The following is a 14,130-nucleotide window of genomic DNA, read 5'->3' on the forward strand; positions in this document are numbered from 1 at the left end:
TTGTAAAAATTAAACTTTGATTTCCTGTTAAGAAAGATAAGGTTCCCGATGACTCCGCCGGATCTTTATAAACGCCTTAATGAACATTAGGATCGATCACTTTTTTCAGTGCGTCGCCGGTGATTTGGTAAAATGGCGGACCTGCCAACAGGGTTATTTTTTTCATCGGCTTAAAAGCAGACATTCCTTTACCTTTCAGATATATTTGGGTGTGGTATGCTCCCATTGCACCTTTAAGCACATTTTCTGCAATCAGCGCCGTGGGTGAATCAACGCCTCCGTCTTTCAGATCGCTGGCGTGGGCATAGCTGGTTACACCTAACCGAAGGGCTTCCCGCATGCCAATGGCACCTACGGTTTTCATCATTTCAGGATCGAATTTCTTTCTGTCGCCAAGTCCTATAAGTAAAAGTTTTTGTGGGACAATTGTTCCGTTGGGTATATCAATTAATAAGGTTTCAAAAGCGTGACCCGCAAATTGGCCGCTTTTCCTTAATTCGGTGATCATGCCATTTAAACCTTTGTCCAGGTGAGCCATGCCGTTTGCTTCCAGCGGCAGCGCAGGTGGTGTAAAAATATCATTTTCGGTATATTCAAAAACACAAGCAATTTGTAAGGGTGTTTTTTCGGCTGATGGGCTTTGTACCGTAACCGCAATGCCAATCCCATCCATATTACCTAAAATAATGTGCGTTCCAACTGCTGGTAAAACCGCTTTAGTTTGCGCAAATGCTACAGCAGGCATGCTGCACATCGCAAAAAGTATAAACACACTATATAAGTATAGTTTGATTTTTTTCAGAAGTGTTGTCTGGCGATTGATAATGGCTTTCATGTGGTGTTTTTTAAAGTTGATGAATTGCTTTGCTAACTCCAACAAATTTAACCCGGTATCAGGTAGATAAACATGACCTGGATTAAGAAATATAAACAGGCGAAACATAAAGTTCTGTTAACATGCCTATCGTTATCTTGCAAAAAGGATTTGCTTTCTACCTATTCAGAAGTGGGGAAGAAAGTTTTTTTATAGCGGTATTCATTTCTTAATATACATCAAGTTAAGCGGCAGAAATAAACAACAGATTTGTATCAACAAAACAAACAAACACACTGTTCAAAATTTATCACCTTTAAATTAAAAAAACAATGAGCACGATCACCACAAAAGACGGAACCGAAATTTATTACAAAGACTGGGGAACCGGACAACCATTGGTTTTTCACCATGGCTGGCCATTATCAGGCGATGACTGGGATGCGCAAATGATGTTCTTCCTTGAAAAGGGATACCGGGTAATTGCCCATGATCGCCGCGGCCACGGAAGATCGAGCCAGGTTTCTGGCGGACATGACATGGATACCTATGCAGCCGATGTAGCAGCACTAACCGAGGCGCTTGATTTAAAAGATGCCATACATATAGGTCACTCTACAGGTGGTGGCGAGGCCATTCATTATGCAGCTAATTTTGGAAAAAGCCGCGTAGCCAAAGTGGTGCTCATAAGCGCGGTTACACCATTAATGGTTCAAACTGAAAACAATCCGGATGGTGTTCCAATGGCCATATTTGATGAAATACGCCAGGGTACCGCATTTAACCGGGCGCAATACTTTGAGGATTTTACCATTCCGTTTTATGGCTATAACCGCGAAGGCGCTAAAATATCGCAGGGGATCAGGGATAATTGGTGGCGCCAGGGTATGATGGGCAGCGTTAAAGCGCATCATGATGGTATCAAAGCTTTCTCAGAAACAGATTTTACAGAAGATCTTAAAAGCGTGGATATTCCCGTGCTGGTCCTGCATGGCGAAGATGACCAGATTGTACCATTCCCTATTTCGGGAGCAAAAGCAATTAAGTTATTGAAAAATGGCAAATTGATTTCCTACCCTGGCTTCCCTCACGGAATGCCGGCTACAGAAGCGGCTACCATCAATAAAGATCTTTTGGCTTTTATTCAAGCTTAAAAGAGAAGGGTATCACCCAAACAAAAACGCCTTCAACGAAAGTTGAAGGCGTTTTTGTTTGTAACCGACGCGTTTATAAAAATAAATTACACACAAAATAACGATGCTATGTTTTTTTAGACGAAGGTTTCCACAACTTAATATATCTTTGGCATCAAAATTTACAATAGTATTTTCATGGCAAAGGCATCTGAAATTAAAGTAGGGAACATATTACGTTACAATGGTGAGCTTGTAACTGTTACAGAAGTTTTACATCGTACACCGGGTAAAGGCGGAGCGTTCTATTTAGATAAGTTTCGTAATATTAAAACAGGGAAAATTGTAGAGGCCCGTTTAGCTACCGACGAGCAGGTGGAAATTTGCCGCGTAGAAACTAATGATTACCAATATCTTTATGAAGATGGCGATTTCATGGTAATAATGGATAACGTTTCTTTTGAGCAGTTTAATATTCCAAAAACGTTATTTGGCCAGTCGGCAAGGTTCCTGAAAGAAGGGATGGACGTTATAGTTTCCTTTGAAAGTGAAGAGCCAATTATGGCGCAGGCACCCAACTTTGTTGAGTTGGAGGTTACTTACGCCGAGCCAGCCGTTAAAGGCGACACATCTTCTGGTGCCCTTAAATATGCCACAACAGAAAATGGCGTTGAAATAAAAGTGCCTCTTTTTATAAACCAGGGCGACAAAGTAAAAGTAGATACCCGCACCGGCGAATATGTTGAGCGTGTGAAATAATAATTATCAGTTATAAATTGACAAAGCCTCAAATCGAAAGATTTGAGGCTTTGTGTTTAATAGGTATTCGAAACACGCATGAACTTTAACGACGGCAATATTTATTTGCTTAAAAGCTTTTCTGTTTTGGTTAAAAACTTTTCCAGGGCGTCGTTAATATTCAGATCCATGCGGTTGGCAAGAATGGTTAGCCACCAGATACATTCTCCTAATTTGTGTTCCAGTTCATCCTTTGTATCGCCTCCCTTTGGCCAGCGGCCTTGCTGCGACATAGTTAACCGGCCCACTAAGCCGGCATCCGTTAAAATGCCAAAGCGTCTTCCTCAACTGTCCATTCGCTGCCGTGGTGTGTTAATTCCAACTGATGATAAAGTTCCCTTATCTTTTTTGATCTTTCTATTACTTCATTCAGTTTAATGTCATTCATTATAAATATTGTTTTTAGGATGGGTAGCATAAAACGATGCTGCTATTCAAAGTTCGTTTATTATGTAGCAAGGTGGAGAAATTGAGAAAAAAGAATAGCCTGAAATATAGAGGCTTTGACACAAGGTAGACATACTGGGCAATCACGACTATTTAATAGAAGATTTGCACTTATTAACAGATATGCGTAATTATGATAATTAGTAACTAAGTCATTTAAATGAAAAATACATTTTTCCTTAAAGCTCAATTTAACGCCAATTTCGGTAAGGAGATGGCATCCGCAGCATCAGTTTATGAACAGAGAAAAAAAAGCGATATAGATGACTATGCATTGGCCACTTATGATTTTGTTTTTATTTCAGATGAACAAGATAAACTTACAAGATTAGGGAATTTCCTAAATGCCAATTATGGTTATAAACTGAATACGATAAAAAAGCAAAATGATTATTGGGAATTAACTGGCGATGCAACGGAGTTTCCGGTTGATGAAAATAATTTAATGTATTGGGCGCTTGATCTGTATTGTAAAGGTTATGAGTTTGATTGTAAGCTTGATGGTTATGGTGCAATGGGCGATCCTAAAAATCAAAAGTTTCCGGACATGGAGATCAATAATGATGACCATTATTTCGAACTTGCTATGGAAGCCTATAATAAAAGGAATTTAGGAATGGCAATAATTCATTTCTCTACGGCAATAAAAATAAATCCTGAAGATCCTAATTCATGGTATTCAAGAGCCATCATGAAAGATGAGTTACATACCTGGAAGGCGGCACGGCGTGACTATGATAAAGCAATAGAATTGGCCCCAAATTTTGTTGATGCAATAATTAACAGGGCGGCAAATAAAGATGAAGCTGGCGAATATGAGGAAGCCATACAGGATTATACGATGGTAATAGAATTGGACTCGCAAAATGAAATGGCCTATTTTAATAGAGGAAATTCAAAGCTTAATAAAAAAGATAATAAAGGAGCTTGTGAAGATTGGAATAAAGCAAAAGAATTAGGCGCAAAATATGCCCAGAAACGAATTGACGAACATTGCCAACAAAAAACGCTTCAACAAAAAATTACAGGCTTTTTCAGAAAGTAGACACTATTCTGCAGTTACAGTTTTATATGCTTGACAAAGGTTAACGGCTCGCATATTTCTTTTGCTGCGCCAGCTCGGTTGGCCTCATTCCGAATAGTTTTTTGAAAGCGAATGAAAAGTGGGAGAGGTCTTCAAAACCCAGGTCAAGATAAATTTCGGAAGCTTTTTTATTCTTTTTTGCTATAAGGAAATGTGCCTCCTGCAAACGCTTTTGAACCAGCCAGTGATTGGGCGTGGCGTTAAATATCGTTTTAAAATCCCGCTTGAAAGCCGATAAACTTCGTCCCGTTAAATAGGCAAACCGATCAATGCGCACGTTGAATTTAAAATTGCGGTTCATAAACTCTTCCAGGTTTATTTTTTCGGGCATGCCATAGTTAAAAAAAAGTCCTGCAAGTTCCGGTTGATTTTTTAGCAGTATGATGAGTAATTCTTCATATTTCACATCTTCAAAAGCCTGGTCAATTTTTCCTGAATTATTGGTATAGGGCTTTAATGAACGAATAAAATCGGGGATCAATTCCGTCGGGGTAATTTTTACGAATGTATCTGCCGAATCGAATTTCACAATTTTTAGTTTATTCTTTTCCTGAAAGTGTCGCAGAAACTCTTCTTCGTAGCAGAAAATAATCCTTTCAAATTCTGCATCGCCATTATCATTATTGTATTTGGCTAAACGGTTTTTCCGCACAAGGCAGTATTCGCCTGTTGTTAAGGTATAACTTTTATTTCCGTCGTAACCGGTTACCGATCCTTTGGTTACATACAAAAAGACATGATCTGGAATAAATTGCTCCGGGGAAATTTTAGGCTCAGTAAAGCATGGTTTTATTTCGGCTGCACTCATTTTATAATGCCGAATTTAAGCATACTTTCCATTGACGCCAAAATAGCTTCTTCATTATTTGCTATCGGTATCCAACCAAATATTCTCTTAGCTTTTGCATTGCTCACATTGCGGTTTATCTTTAAAAATAAAACAGCCTGTTTTGCCTGCGGGTTAAATAACGCAGTTATAAAAAGCACCCAGTTGGGCAGCGTTTTAGTATTAACTTTTTTTGCCGCACCGGGCATTTTATTTTTAAGCAATGCAGCAATTTGGGGCATGGATATTTCACCATCTGCCGATGCGATAAAGCGTTGCCCATTGGCATCCGGATTAGTCATGGCACGGATATGCAGATCGGCCACATCGCGGATATCAACCACATTTAAAGGGATATTTGGAACGGCTTTCCAGGAGCCACTTAATATCAATTTTAACAGGCCAAAGCTGGGTGATTTGCCTGGGCCTAAAACCGGGCCGAAAATGGCAACGGGGTTAATTACCGTTAATTCTAAATTACCCTCGCTTTTCTTAATAAAATCCCAGGCGGCGCGTTCTGCCAGTACTTTTGATTTTTCGTAAGGTGATAGGCCTTTTTCATTCGGGTCTGTCCAATCTGCCTCGGTTGTTTCGGTGCTCCGGTCTTTGTTACTAAAGCCAAGTGCGCCAAAACTGGAGGTCATTACAACACGTTTTACCCCTGCGTTTCGTGCGGCCTTTAACACCCGAAGCACGCCGTCGACGGCAGGACGGATCATTTCGTTTTCGTCTTTTGATGCTAAATGAGTTGGCGATGCAACCTGCAATACGTACGTGCAGCCTTTCACGGCTTCGGTCCAGTTATCATCTTTTGTGAGGTCGGCTTTAATAAATTTAAGATTATCAAAAGAGGTAATGCCGCCTGTTTTCAGCATTTCAATGACTTCATTTTTTTTATTTATGGATCGAAGGGTGGTTTTTACGCTGTAACCTTTCTGTAATAATTGAAGAATACAATGTATGGCAACGGCACCGGTACCGCCTGTAACTAAAACTATTTCTGAATTTTCCATTGTTTAAATTTTTATAAGGCAAAGTTGCCTGTAAAAACTACAGTCAATTTGGTTCAGAAGTCCAGGTTTACTGGTTTGAAAGGTTCAAATATCGGATTGCATTATCACTAATTTACCGAATACTTCTTTGGTTTCATACCGATATGCTGCTCAAAAACTCTTGAAAAATGACTTAGGTTTGTAAATCCCAGTTGGTAACCAACCTCCGAAACTGTCATTCGTTTTTCTTTCAGCAATTTGGCAGCTTCCTGTATACGTGCAGTTTGGTAATATTCAAATACGCCTTTGCCAAAGGTTTGTTTAAATAATTTCCGGAGTTTAGGTTCGCTCATATGAGCTTCTATGGCCAGTACAGCTATATTCGGTGGCTGGTCTAAGTGCAATTGCAAACGTGATTTAATAGCATATATGGCTTTTATATCGTCAATATGCATATTGCTCGTTGGAACAGCATCCCGTTGCATAAGTAAAGCAAAAGTATAGCACAAGAGTTCTTCACATTTTAATTTATAAAAATGACTTTCAAGCCCTTCAGGAACGGGCTGATGCAGAAAATCGCCGGCGGTTTTGATCATTTCGGCCGAAATGCCGGTTTCAAATACAAAATTGTCCCTGGCCGCCAAAACACTTGCTACCACGGGGTGATTTATTGCCCCAAAAAGCTGATGAAGATACTGCCTAGAAATAGCAATTGTCACACTTCCAAAAATAGTATTTAAAGGCATAGCTATAATGGAAGAAACGGCGTGCTTGCAGATCATTACATGGGCTTGTTCCGTTAACAATTGTTTTTCGGATGGTATGAGTGGGGGAAAAATTCCGCTGAGCAAAAAAACAATATCGTCTTGCCCTTCAGCCAGTTCATTTGTCCGCATAATAAAAACATCCTCTTTGAGGTAATAATTACGCACCATCATCCTAAGATTGTTTCCCCAGGAAAAGCCGGTGATGTACCCCTCTCCTTTGCTTTCGGGGATGCGTATAAACCGTCCGTCAATGGTGGCGCCTATAGCCCGGGCGAATTCCTTCGTAATACCCGACCCATTATCAGTAATTGATATTTTCATTTGCGACTATTTTAATGTTAAATACGGCTATTTTATTTGTAAAAGTAACACCAATTTTGTTGTCAGAAATAAAATTTATTAATTAATACAAAAGAAATGTTGTTAGATAACAAGCATGTAGCCATTATAGGCGGTGGCCCGGGTGGTTTAACACTCGCAAGGCTTTTACAGCTTAAAGGTATAAATGTAAAGGTTTATGAAAGAGACTACAATGCAGATGTACGTGTGCAGGGTGCAACACTGGACCTCCATTATGAATCGGGCCTGAAAGCGATTGGCACGATGGGGTTGACGGACGTTTTTAAAGGCACTTACAGGCCGGGTGCCGACAAGGGGCGTGTGGTAGATAAGCATGCAAAAATAATCTACGACGAGCATAATCAAACGCCTAATGAAGCATTTAACGATGATTTCAGTAATGAATGGTCCAGACCGGAAATTGACAGAGGTCCCTTAAGGAATATGCTGTTAAATTCTCTCTTGCCTGGTACCGTTGTTTGGAACAGTCAATTTATAACCATGACGCAGGTTGATAATGTATGGAAACTTGAATTTAAAAATGGCACAACAGCTATAGCGGATATCGTAATAGGAACAGATGGTGCAAATTCTAAAATCAGGCACTATGTTACGCCTATCAAACCCTCTTATTCGGGTGTTACAATTGTGCAGGGGAATATACCCGATTCGGAGACAGCAGTACCTAACATCCACCAATTGTTAAAAGGCGGAAAAATCTATGCTCATGGGGATGAAAAGTTTTTACACATATCTTCAAAAGGTGATGGAAGCCTGGATTTTTACGTCAGTTGCAAAAAGGATGAAAATTGGATGCAAAACGGCGGGATAGATTTTTCAGATAGGAAACAAGTATTGGCATGGTTCAAACAAGAGTTTCCAGGATGGCATAGCCTGTGGCTTGAACTGCCTGAAAACGCAGGCTTGCCTCTTCTCATACGTCCGCAATATTGCATGCCCTTTGACCAAAACTGGGAGGCGCATTCCAATATAACTCTGCTGGGAGATGCCGCTCATATAATGCCACCCTCCGGCGAAGGCGTGAACCTGGCCATGCTGGATGCTTTAGAATTGAGCGAGTGCCTGGCGGGCAATGATTTTAAAACTATACAAACTGCCATTGCTGCGTATGAAAAACCGATGCAGGGAAGAGCCGCAAAAGAAGCGCAAATATCGCTGGAAATGACAGAATGGATGCATAGTGAAGACGCGCTCGCTAAGATGACCCAAATGCTTAATCAAACTGAATAAATTAAGTTAGCATGGCCCATATCAATCACCAGCAAACCAGCGGGCGGCCGCCTTTTTAAGTTGGTTGCTATCCGGGTAGGTATCTGAAGACCAGGCTATAATTCCATCAGGGCGTATTAGTACGGCGCTCAAGCCTAATTGTTCTTTCGCCGGGCCAGAAACATACTTTATTCGGCCGCCATAATCACTCGCCAAAGTTTTAAGTGAATCATTGTTATCAAAATCAAGTAATATCCCTTTGCCATGGTGCATTAGCTCACCAATCTTCACACCGTCTTCCAGCTCAAAATTGGGAGTGCTGCGGCCTGCCAATGGGTGGTTGCTGCCAAGATTGTAATGTGTAGAAATGCCCCACACCCTTCCTGCAAAATAGGTGGCACCATCGCGCGTAGCAATAAGGTCGCGGATAAGAGCGTGCAGCGCGCGGGCATGCGGATTTGGTTTCATGATGGCAACCTGCGCGCGCGACCAATCCAGCACCTGTACACCAATTGGGTGCCGTTCGGTATAATAGCTATCCAATAAATCTTCCGGAGCTTTCTCCTGTATAACCGCGGCAAGCTTCCAGCCAAGGTTCATTGCATCGCCTAATCCAAGGTTAAGCCCCTGGCCGCCCAAGGGTGCGTGAATGTGCGCGGCATCGCCGGCTAAAAGTACCCGTCCGTTGCGGTAGGTTGTAGCCTGCCTTGCGCGGTCGGTCCACGTGGTTGCTATATGGAGGGCAGTGATGGTAACGTCGGTATTCGAGATGCGGCGCAGCATTTCCTGAACGTGTTCAAGCGTGATGGGCTTTTTTGAATGATGAAATGCCCCGCCATCAAAATCCTGTATGATTACGTACCCCGGCTGAGATTGCAGGTACATGCCCGTTGGTGTTACATTTCGGCCCGGGCTTAGCTTCTCCGGGTCGGCAATGTCAACTTGTGTAGTGTAGCCGGTAAATTCCGGCTCTGTACCGGCAAATTCAAAACCGGCCGCCTTACGAACAACACTACGGCTGCCATCGCAACCAACAAGCCATTTACCCTGAAAAGATTGATCGCCTGCCTGAACAGTAACCCCGGCTTCGGTTTGATGGAAACCAGTAATGGCGAGCCCGCGCTTGATCACAACACCCAGGGATGCTGCGCGGCGGGTCAGCACGGTTTCAAGCTCCTGCATTTCAGAAATTAAACTGGTATCGGTAGCACCTGGCAGGCGATACTTCCACTGTGAGGTGTCAATATCATCTTCGTAAAATACAATACCAGCAAAGTGCCCTCCCTGCCGGTGGGCACCTGGTTTGGTGTTTAAGTGGGGATTTTTAAGGCGTTTATGTATTTCCAGTTCTTGCAGTAAATTACGGCGGTATAGCGCTTCAACAGAAAGTGCATTAAGTCCCCGTATCCCGAAAGGAATTTGCTTTAAGGGTGAGTGCGGGTCTTCCGCCTTTTCCAGTATCAGAACTGAACATTTAGCCAGGGCAAGTTCACTGGCGAGGAACAGACCTACAGGACCCGCGCCTGCGATTATTACATCGTATACTGAATTATTTTGTGTGGATTTATTGCTTTGAATTATTGTGTTCATATTAGTATTATTGAATACACAAAATTCAGAAATACCGCTGTGTTAGGCTTGTATAAACGCGACAAAATCGTTGCCCACGGCCTGCTTTCTTTTCTTTGCTTTTCGCGCGAATGCCGCTGGCGTAGTGCCACTGTAGCGTTTGAATTCTCTGCTTAGGTGAGATTGATCTGTATAGCCCAGCTCATGGGCTAAGCCTGCAAGATTGGTATCCGGGTAAAGCCATAACCGGTTTCTTACCTGCTCAAAGCGTATTAAACCCGACACATCTTTAACAGAATAACCAGAAGATTGCTTGAAGTTCCTTTCCAATGTACGGACAGTAGCATGAGCCGCCGCTGCTACCTGGCTTACCGGCATGGTACCGTTTGCCTGCCTCATGGCAACTCCCGCTTTAAATAACATACTGCTGGTAGCAATCCCCGATCGTGCATTCAGCAGATATTGTTTTATCTCTGCCAGGGCTTCCTCTATTTTACCGGCTTCCATATAATTATTTAATATGGATTGAAGCCGGGCGATAGGATGTTCAAATATGCGCACCCCTTCTTTACCTGACGGTAGTCCGAGTAAATCGAACACCGTCCAGGGAAAGCACCTGATACCAATGATCTCTAAACAATTTTTCGAATAAAAAACAACCGGCTGATTGAGCAGCCCCATCATAAACGGCGAAGGCAATGGCTGCAGTTCTCCATTTGAGGCAATACTGCAGCCGCTCCCGAAATGAAAAATAATTTCGGCGTAACCATCAGGTTGTACCTCAAAACCCGATTGTAGCTCTCCATACTCCCGTCTGTTGTACCAAAAGCATTTTATGGTATCCCGTAACTCTTCAGGAGATTCAAATTCTTGATGGTGCATTTATAAAGGTAAGCAGGTTTGGCGTACAGCGGCTTAATTTATTTGTAGAAACGTAAGCGTTTTACCAGTGAGTATTAAATGGGAAGCAAAACAATGGGATTGCTGTCACGTAAAAAAAGCAGCGAAACAACGGTTTATACCGTCGCCTCGCTGCTTTTGACCAATTTATTAAACCAATTATTTTTTACCGAACACTTCCTTTACAGCATCAAGATAATCATAGCCATGCTGCTTATCCGGTTCCAGGTAACTGCCTTCTGCCCATTCGTTCCAGGCATTTATGGTGATCAGTTTAGGCTGGTCTGGATGAGCATCTGCATACGCTTTGGCCTGCAGCAGAAAACGTTTAAAGTCTTTAGGGTTCGCTTCGGTTACCATGCCCTGTAAAGCCCCCGGATATCGCGGATTGGGATCCCAGCTAATAGAAACATGCGGAAAGAACGGCACCGTAAAGTCTTTATTGAATTTGGCCCAGCCCTCAATCGCTTTATCTCCCCATCTGTCGTATCTATCCATCGGTACGTAATGGCACCATTGGTAGTTAGTGAGGCTTTTGAGCCCCAGATTTAAAACTACATTGTTTTGGGTGCTTGTTTTATCACCAGGTGTGGCGGAAAGCCCGCTTGGTATTGCGCCCCATAAAACGCCCTGCAGGTGCAAACCCGGAAAGCCGGCTTCTTTCGTTTTTTGGGTGAAATACGCCAGCGCTTCCTTAGCAGCATCAATACTGCCCAAGCCATTTATAAACGTTGACAGCTCATAAATGCTAAACACGGGCTCACCGTTGATCTTGTAATAATTGGGCTTGCTGAAATAATCCTTGATTATGTGCGCTACCATCTTATCAAATGTAGGCCTGTCAACCCCGCCGTGCCAGTATATCTTGCTCTTATCGTCAGTAGTATAATCCAGGTAACTGCTATGATCATGATTGGCCCACATGAGGTAAAACTTCATTTTATTATTATTTTTTGCGCCCAGGAAACCTTTATCTACTCCATTTTCCAGCCAGGGCTTCCCATCATACCAATACCAGTCATATATAAACACATTTACGCCATGCGATGTAGCTGCATCTATTTTTTTTTCCATCACTTTTGGATCGGCCTCATTGGTATAGCCCCACAGCGGAACGTGCGGCTGGTTATGCCCCGGGAATTTTGGTTTTGCATTGTAAATGGCTTCCCATTCGCCTTTGCCATCCTTAAATACACCTATATCCTTAAACCGGGCATCGGGTTGGTAGGCTGGCCATACATAGGCCGCTACATCATATTGTTGCTCTGCGGGCTGTGCATGCGCAGCCATTATGCATGTTATAAATGCAAGTGTTGTAAATAAATACTTCACAAATTTTTGTTTTTTCTTGTTTACTTCCATAGTATTAAAATCAGTGCCCTATATAAAATTTATTCGAAAAATATTTTTGTCCAAAATTGAACTCCCTATTTATAGCCGGGGTTTTCAACTAATTTGGGATTGTTACTTGTTCTGCCTACTGTTAATGGAAGATAATAATTTTCTTGCCTGAATTGCGGGATATTTGATGTACCATCCACGTTATTAATGATCTGTATTTGATATTTTCCTGTTGCACCGTCAAGAATGTACCGGATACCTGACCAGCGGATTGACAGGTCATGAACAGCGGTACGCCATCTCCTTACATCCCAATAACGCTGCCCTTCAAAAGCGAGTTCAACCTTACGCTCATGATGAATATTATCTCGCGTTAAATTGTCCAATGCCGCAATTCCGGCTCGCCCCCTAACCTGGTTTATGGAGTTCAGCGCGTCGGCTGTATTCCCTAACTCGAATGCAGCTTCGGCATTGTTTAACAGAATTTCTGCATACCTGAAGATCAGCCAATCCTGGGCAGAGGTTGACCAGCCGCTGTTGGCCCCGGCCATGTTATCATGGCTTTCATCTAAATATTTCAAAACGCCTATACCGGTTCCCTGGTAATCCTGATCGCCGGTAGCGGCAATGCCGTTGTATGCACCATCTGTTTTTATAGATCCGTCGGGCAAGCGGATACCCGCATGAAAATCGAGCTTATTCCCTTTCCAGCTTGTATTTTGCGTGTAAAAGGTAGCGAAAAAACGAGGGTCTTTATTGGCCCACAGCTCATCCGTTGTCATTAATTTGTTTTGGATAGCAACACGATCTAATGTTCCAGGAGTTCCGTCCACATGATCAAAGGATTCGGCCAGCTCAAGATATGCTTGTTCGTATAACCCACGACCCCAGGCTTGCGGCCTTGGGCAGTTGAAGAAATCAACACCCCAACCGTTTCCGCCGGTCGCCTCATTAGCATTATCATGGCGTTTGGCAAAAATTACCTCGCTATTATTTTTAACCAAAAAGATGTTCCTGAAATTGGTAGACTTGTTTGCATCAGCATTGTAAAGGGCATATTTAGCGCTCTTGATAATGGCCTGGGAAGCATCATAAGATGCCTGGTAATAGGCTTTGGCCGCTGATGCAGGTATTCCTACAACGCCATTCAATTCTACTGTTCCAAATTGAGCTATGCTTCCTGCATACAACGCTGCGCGGCTTTTCAAGGCGAGAGCGGCATATTTGGACGGTCGTCCTAAATTGTCAGCGCTTACCACCTCGGGTAAATCACTTGCACACGCGTCAATCTCGGAAATAATAAAGTCATAAACGGCTTGTTCAGTTGCTCTTGGCGGAAAAAGTGTTGCCTGATCTTCATTGGCATCCTGAACTTTGGTGATCAATGGAATGCCTCCGTATCGTTTAACCATAGAAAAGTAGCAGAATGCTCTTAAAAAACGCGCTTCGGCCAGTTTTGATTTTACCTGATCTGCAGGAAGCGGGGAAGATGGCAGTTTTTCAAGAAATTGATTGATCTCGCGTACGGTGTTATAGCCCCACCAGTCAAGTACACCTCCGCCAATATTTAAATTGCCATATTTAAAGGTGAATGCGTTACTTGGGTTCCAGTCCCTGAATTGCGGAAAACTTTCGTCAGATACGTCATTGATGTCAAAGGCATGCCAGCTTCCGTCGCCATCAGTAGGGCCATTTGCATTACAATCATTTCCCAAAACAGGCATATCATAATAAATTTGCGTAAGGTATGCGTTTATCAATGCCGGATCTTTGAAAACGTCGGCATCTGAAATAATACTGAGCGGTTTTTTATTTAAAACTTCTTTGTTGCAAGAAAAGCATGCACCAATGCTGATAAGGATCAGCAGCGAAATAACTTTTTTCATAATC

General features: G+C 42.5%; 14 protein-coding genes. 4 read left to right on the forward strand and 10 right to left on the reverse strand.

What is annotated here, in order from left to right; genetic code table 11:
- Positions 1 to 76: 76 nt before the first annotated feature.
- Positions 77 to 835, reverse strand: coding sequence for a M17 family peptidase N-terminal domain-containing protein (locus BLS59_RS16735; RefSeq protein WP_091150756.1), 759 nt, complete (start codon positions 833 to 835; stop codon positions 77 to 79).
- Between the two features lie 311 nt (positions 836 to 1,146).
- Here BLS59_RS16735 and BLS59_RS16740 point away from each other — a divergent pair, with 311 nt between their 5' ends.
- Positions 1,147 to 1,968, forward strand: coding sequence for an alpha/beta fold hydrolase (locus BLS59_RS16740; RefSeq protein WP_091150670.1), 822 nt, complete (start codon positions 1,147 to 1,149; stop codon positions 1,966 to 1,968).
- A gap of 177 nt (positions 1,969 to 2,145) precedes the next feature.
- Positions 2,146 to 2,706 carry an elongation factor P gene (efp, locus tag BLS59_RS16745; protein WP_091150672.1) on the forward strand — a complete coding sequence of 187 codons (561 nt, stop codon included), beginning with the start codon at positions 2,146 to 2,148 and terminating at the stop codon, positions 2,704 to 2,706.
- A 101-nt stretch (positions 2,707 to 2,807) separates the two neighbouring features.
- Here efp and BLS59_RS32270 read toward each other — a convergent pair whose 3' ends face one another.
- Both BLS59_RS32270 and BLS59_RS32510 read right to left on the reverse strand, forming a co-directional pair.
- On the reverse strand, positions 2,808 to 2,978 hold the full coding sequence (locus BLS59_RS32270; RefSeq protein WP_240315256.1) for a nucleoside triphosphate pyrophosphohydrolase family protein: 171 nt from the start codon (positions 2,976 to 2,978) through the stop codon (positions 2,808 to 2,810).
- A 29-nt stretch (positions 2,979 to 3,007) separates the two neighbouring features.
- On the reverse strand, positions 3,008 to 3,133 hold the full coding sequence (locus tag BLS59_RS32510; RefSeq protein ID WP_262492956.1) for a nucleoside triphosphate pyrophosphohydrolase family protein: 126 nt from the start codon (positions 3,131 to 3,133) through the stop codon (positions 3,008 to 3,010).
- A gap of 219 nt (positions 3,134 to 3,352) precedes the next feature.
- Between BLS59_RS32510 and BLS59_RS16755 the strand changes: the two genes are divergently transcribed.
- Entirely contained in the window at positions 3,353 to 4,237 is an 885-nt protein-coding gene (locus BLS59_RS16755; RefSeq protein ID WP_091150674.1) for a tetratricopeptide repeat protein, read from the forward strand.
- 40 nt (positions 4,238 to 4,277) lie between these two features.
- Here BLS59_RS16755 and BLS59_RS16760 read toward each other — a convergent pair whose 3' ends face one another.
- The 3 genes from BLS59_RS16760 to BLS59_RS16770 form a co-directional block, all read right to left on the reverse strand.
- Positions 4,278 to 5,084 (reverse strand): helix-turn-helix domain-containing protein, encoded by an 807-nt coding sequence (locus BLS59_RS16760; protein WP_091150676.1) that lies wholly within the window; start codon positions 5,082 to 5,084, stop codon positions 4,278 to 4,280.
- Entirely contained in the window at positions 5,081 to 6,115 is a 1,035-nt protein-coding gene (locus BLS59_RS16765) for an SDR family oxidoreductase (protein WP_091150678.1), read from the reverse strand. Before BLS59_RS16765 ends, BLS59_RS16760 begins: the two co-directional genes overlap by 4 nt.
- Positions 6,116 to 6,222: 107 nt before the next feature.
- Positions 6,223 to 7,182, reverse strand: coding sequence for a helix-turn-helix transcriptional regulator (locus tag BLS59_RS16770; protein WP_091150680.1), 960 nt, complete (start codon positions 7,180 to 7,182; stop codon positions 6,223 to 6,225).
- Positions 7,183 to 7,278: 96 nt separating this feature from the next.
- On the opposite strand from BLS59_RS16770, the gene BLS59_RS16775 reads away from it, so the two are divergent.
- Positions 7,279 to 8,451: an FAD-dependent oxidoreductase gene (locus BLS59_RS16775; protein WP_091150682.1), complete on the forward strand. Its 1,173-nt coding sequence runs from the start codon at positions 7,279 to 7,281 to the stop codon at positions 8,449 to 8,451.
- A 21-nt stretch (positions 8,452 to 8,472) separates the two neighbouring features.
- Here the strand turns inward: BLS59_RS16775 and BLS59_RS16780 are convergent, their stop codons facing one another.
- The 4 genes from BLS59_RS16780 to BLS59_RS16795 all read right to left on the reverse strand — a co-directional run bounded on the left by BLS59_RS16780 (position 8,473) and on the right by BLS59_RS16795 (position 14,126).
- Entirely contained in the window at positions 8,473 to 10,020 is a 1,548-nt protein-coding gene (locus tag BLS59_RS16780) for an FAD-dependent monooxygenase (protein ID WP_091150684.1), read from the reverse strand.
- Positions 10,021 to 10,062: 42 nt separating this feature from the next.
- Positions 10,063 to 10,881, reverse strand: a complete 819-nt coding sequence (locus BLS59_RS16785) for a helix-turn-helix domain-containing protein (RefSeq protein WP_091150686.1) — start codon at positions 10,879 to 10,881, stop codon at positions 10,063 to 10,065.
- Between the two features lie 177 nt (positions 10,882 to 11,058).
- Positions 11,059 to 12,189 carry a glycosyltransferase WbsX family protein gene (locus BLS59_RS16790; RefSeq protein WP_091150758.1) on the reverse strand — a complete coding sequence of 377 codons (1,131 nt, stop codon included), beginning with the start codon at positions 12,187 to 12,189 and terminating at the stop codon, positions 11,059 to 11,061.
- A 137-nt stretch (positions 12,190 to 12,326) separates the two neighbouring features.
- Positions 12,327 to 14,126, reverse strand: a complete 1,800-nt coding sequence (locus tag BLS59_RS16795; RefSeq protein WP_205411292.1) for a RagB/SusD family nutrient uptake outer membrane protein — start codon at positions 14,124 to 14,126, stop codon at positions 12,327 to 12,329.
- Positions 14,127 to 14,130: the final 4 nt, after the last annotated feature.

The organism is Mucilaginibacter pineti, from assembly GCF_900101875.1.
In the GTDB taxonomy this organism is placed as follows: Bacteria; Bacteroidota; Bacteroidia; order Sphingobacteriales; family Sphingobacteriaceae; genus Mucilaginibacter; species Mucilaginibacter pineti.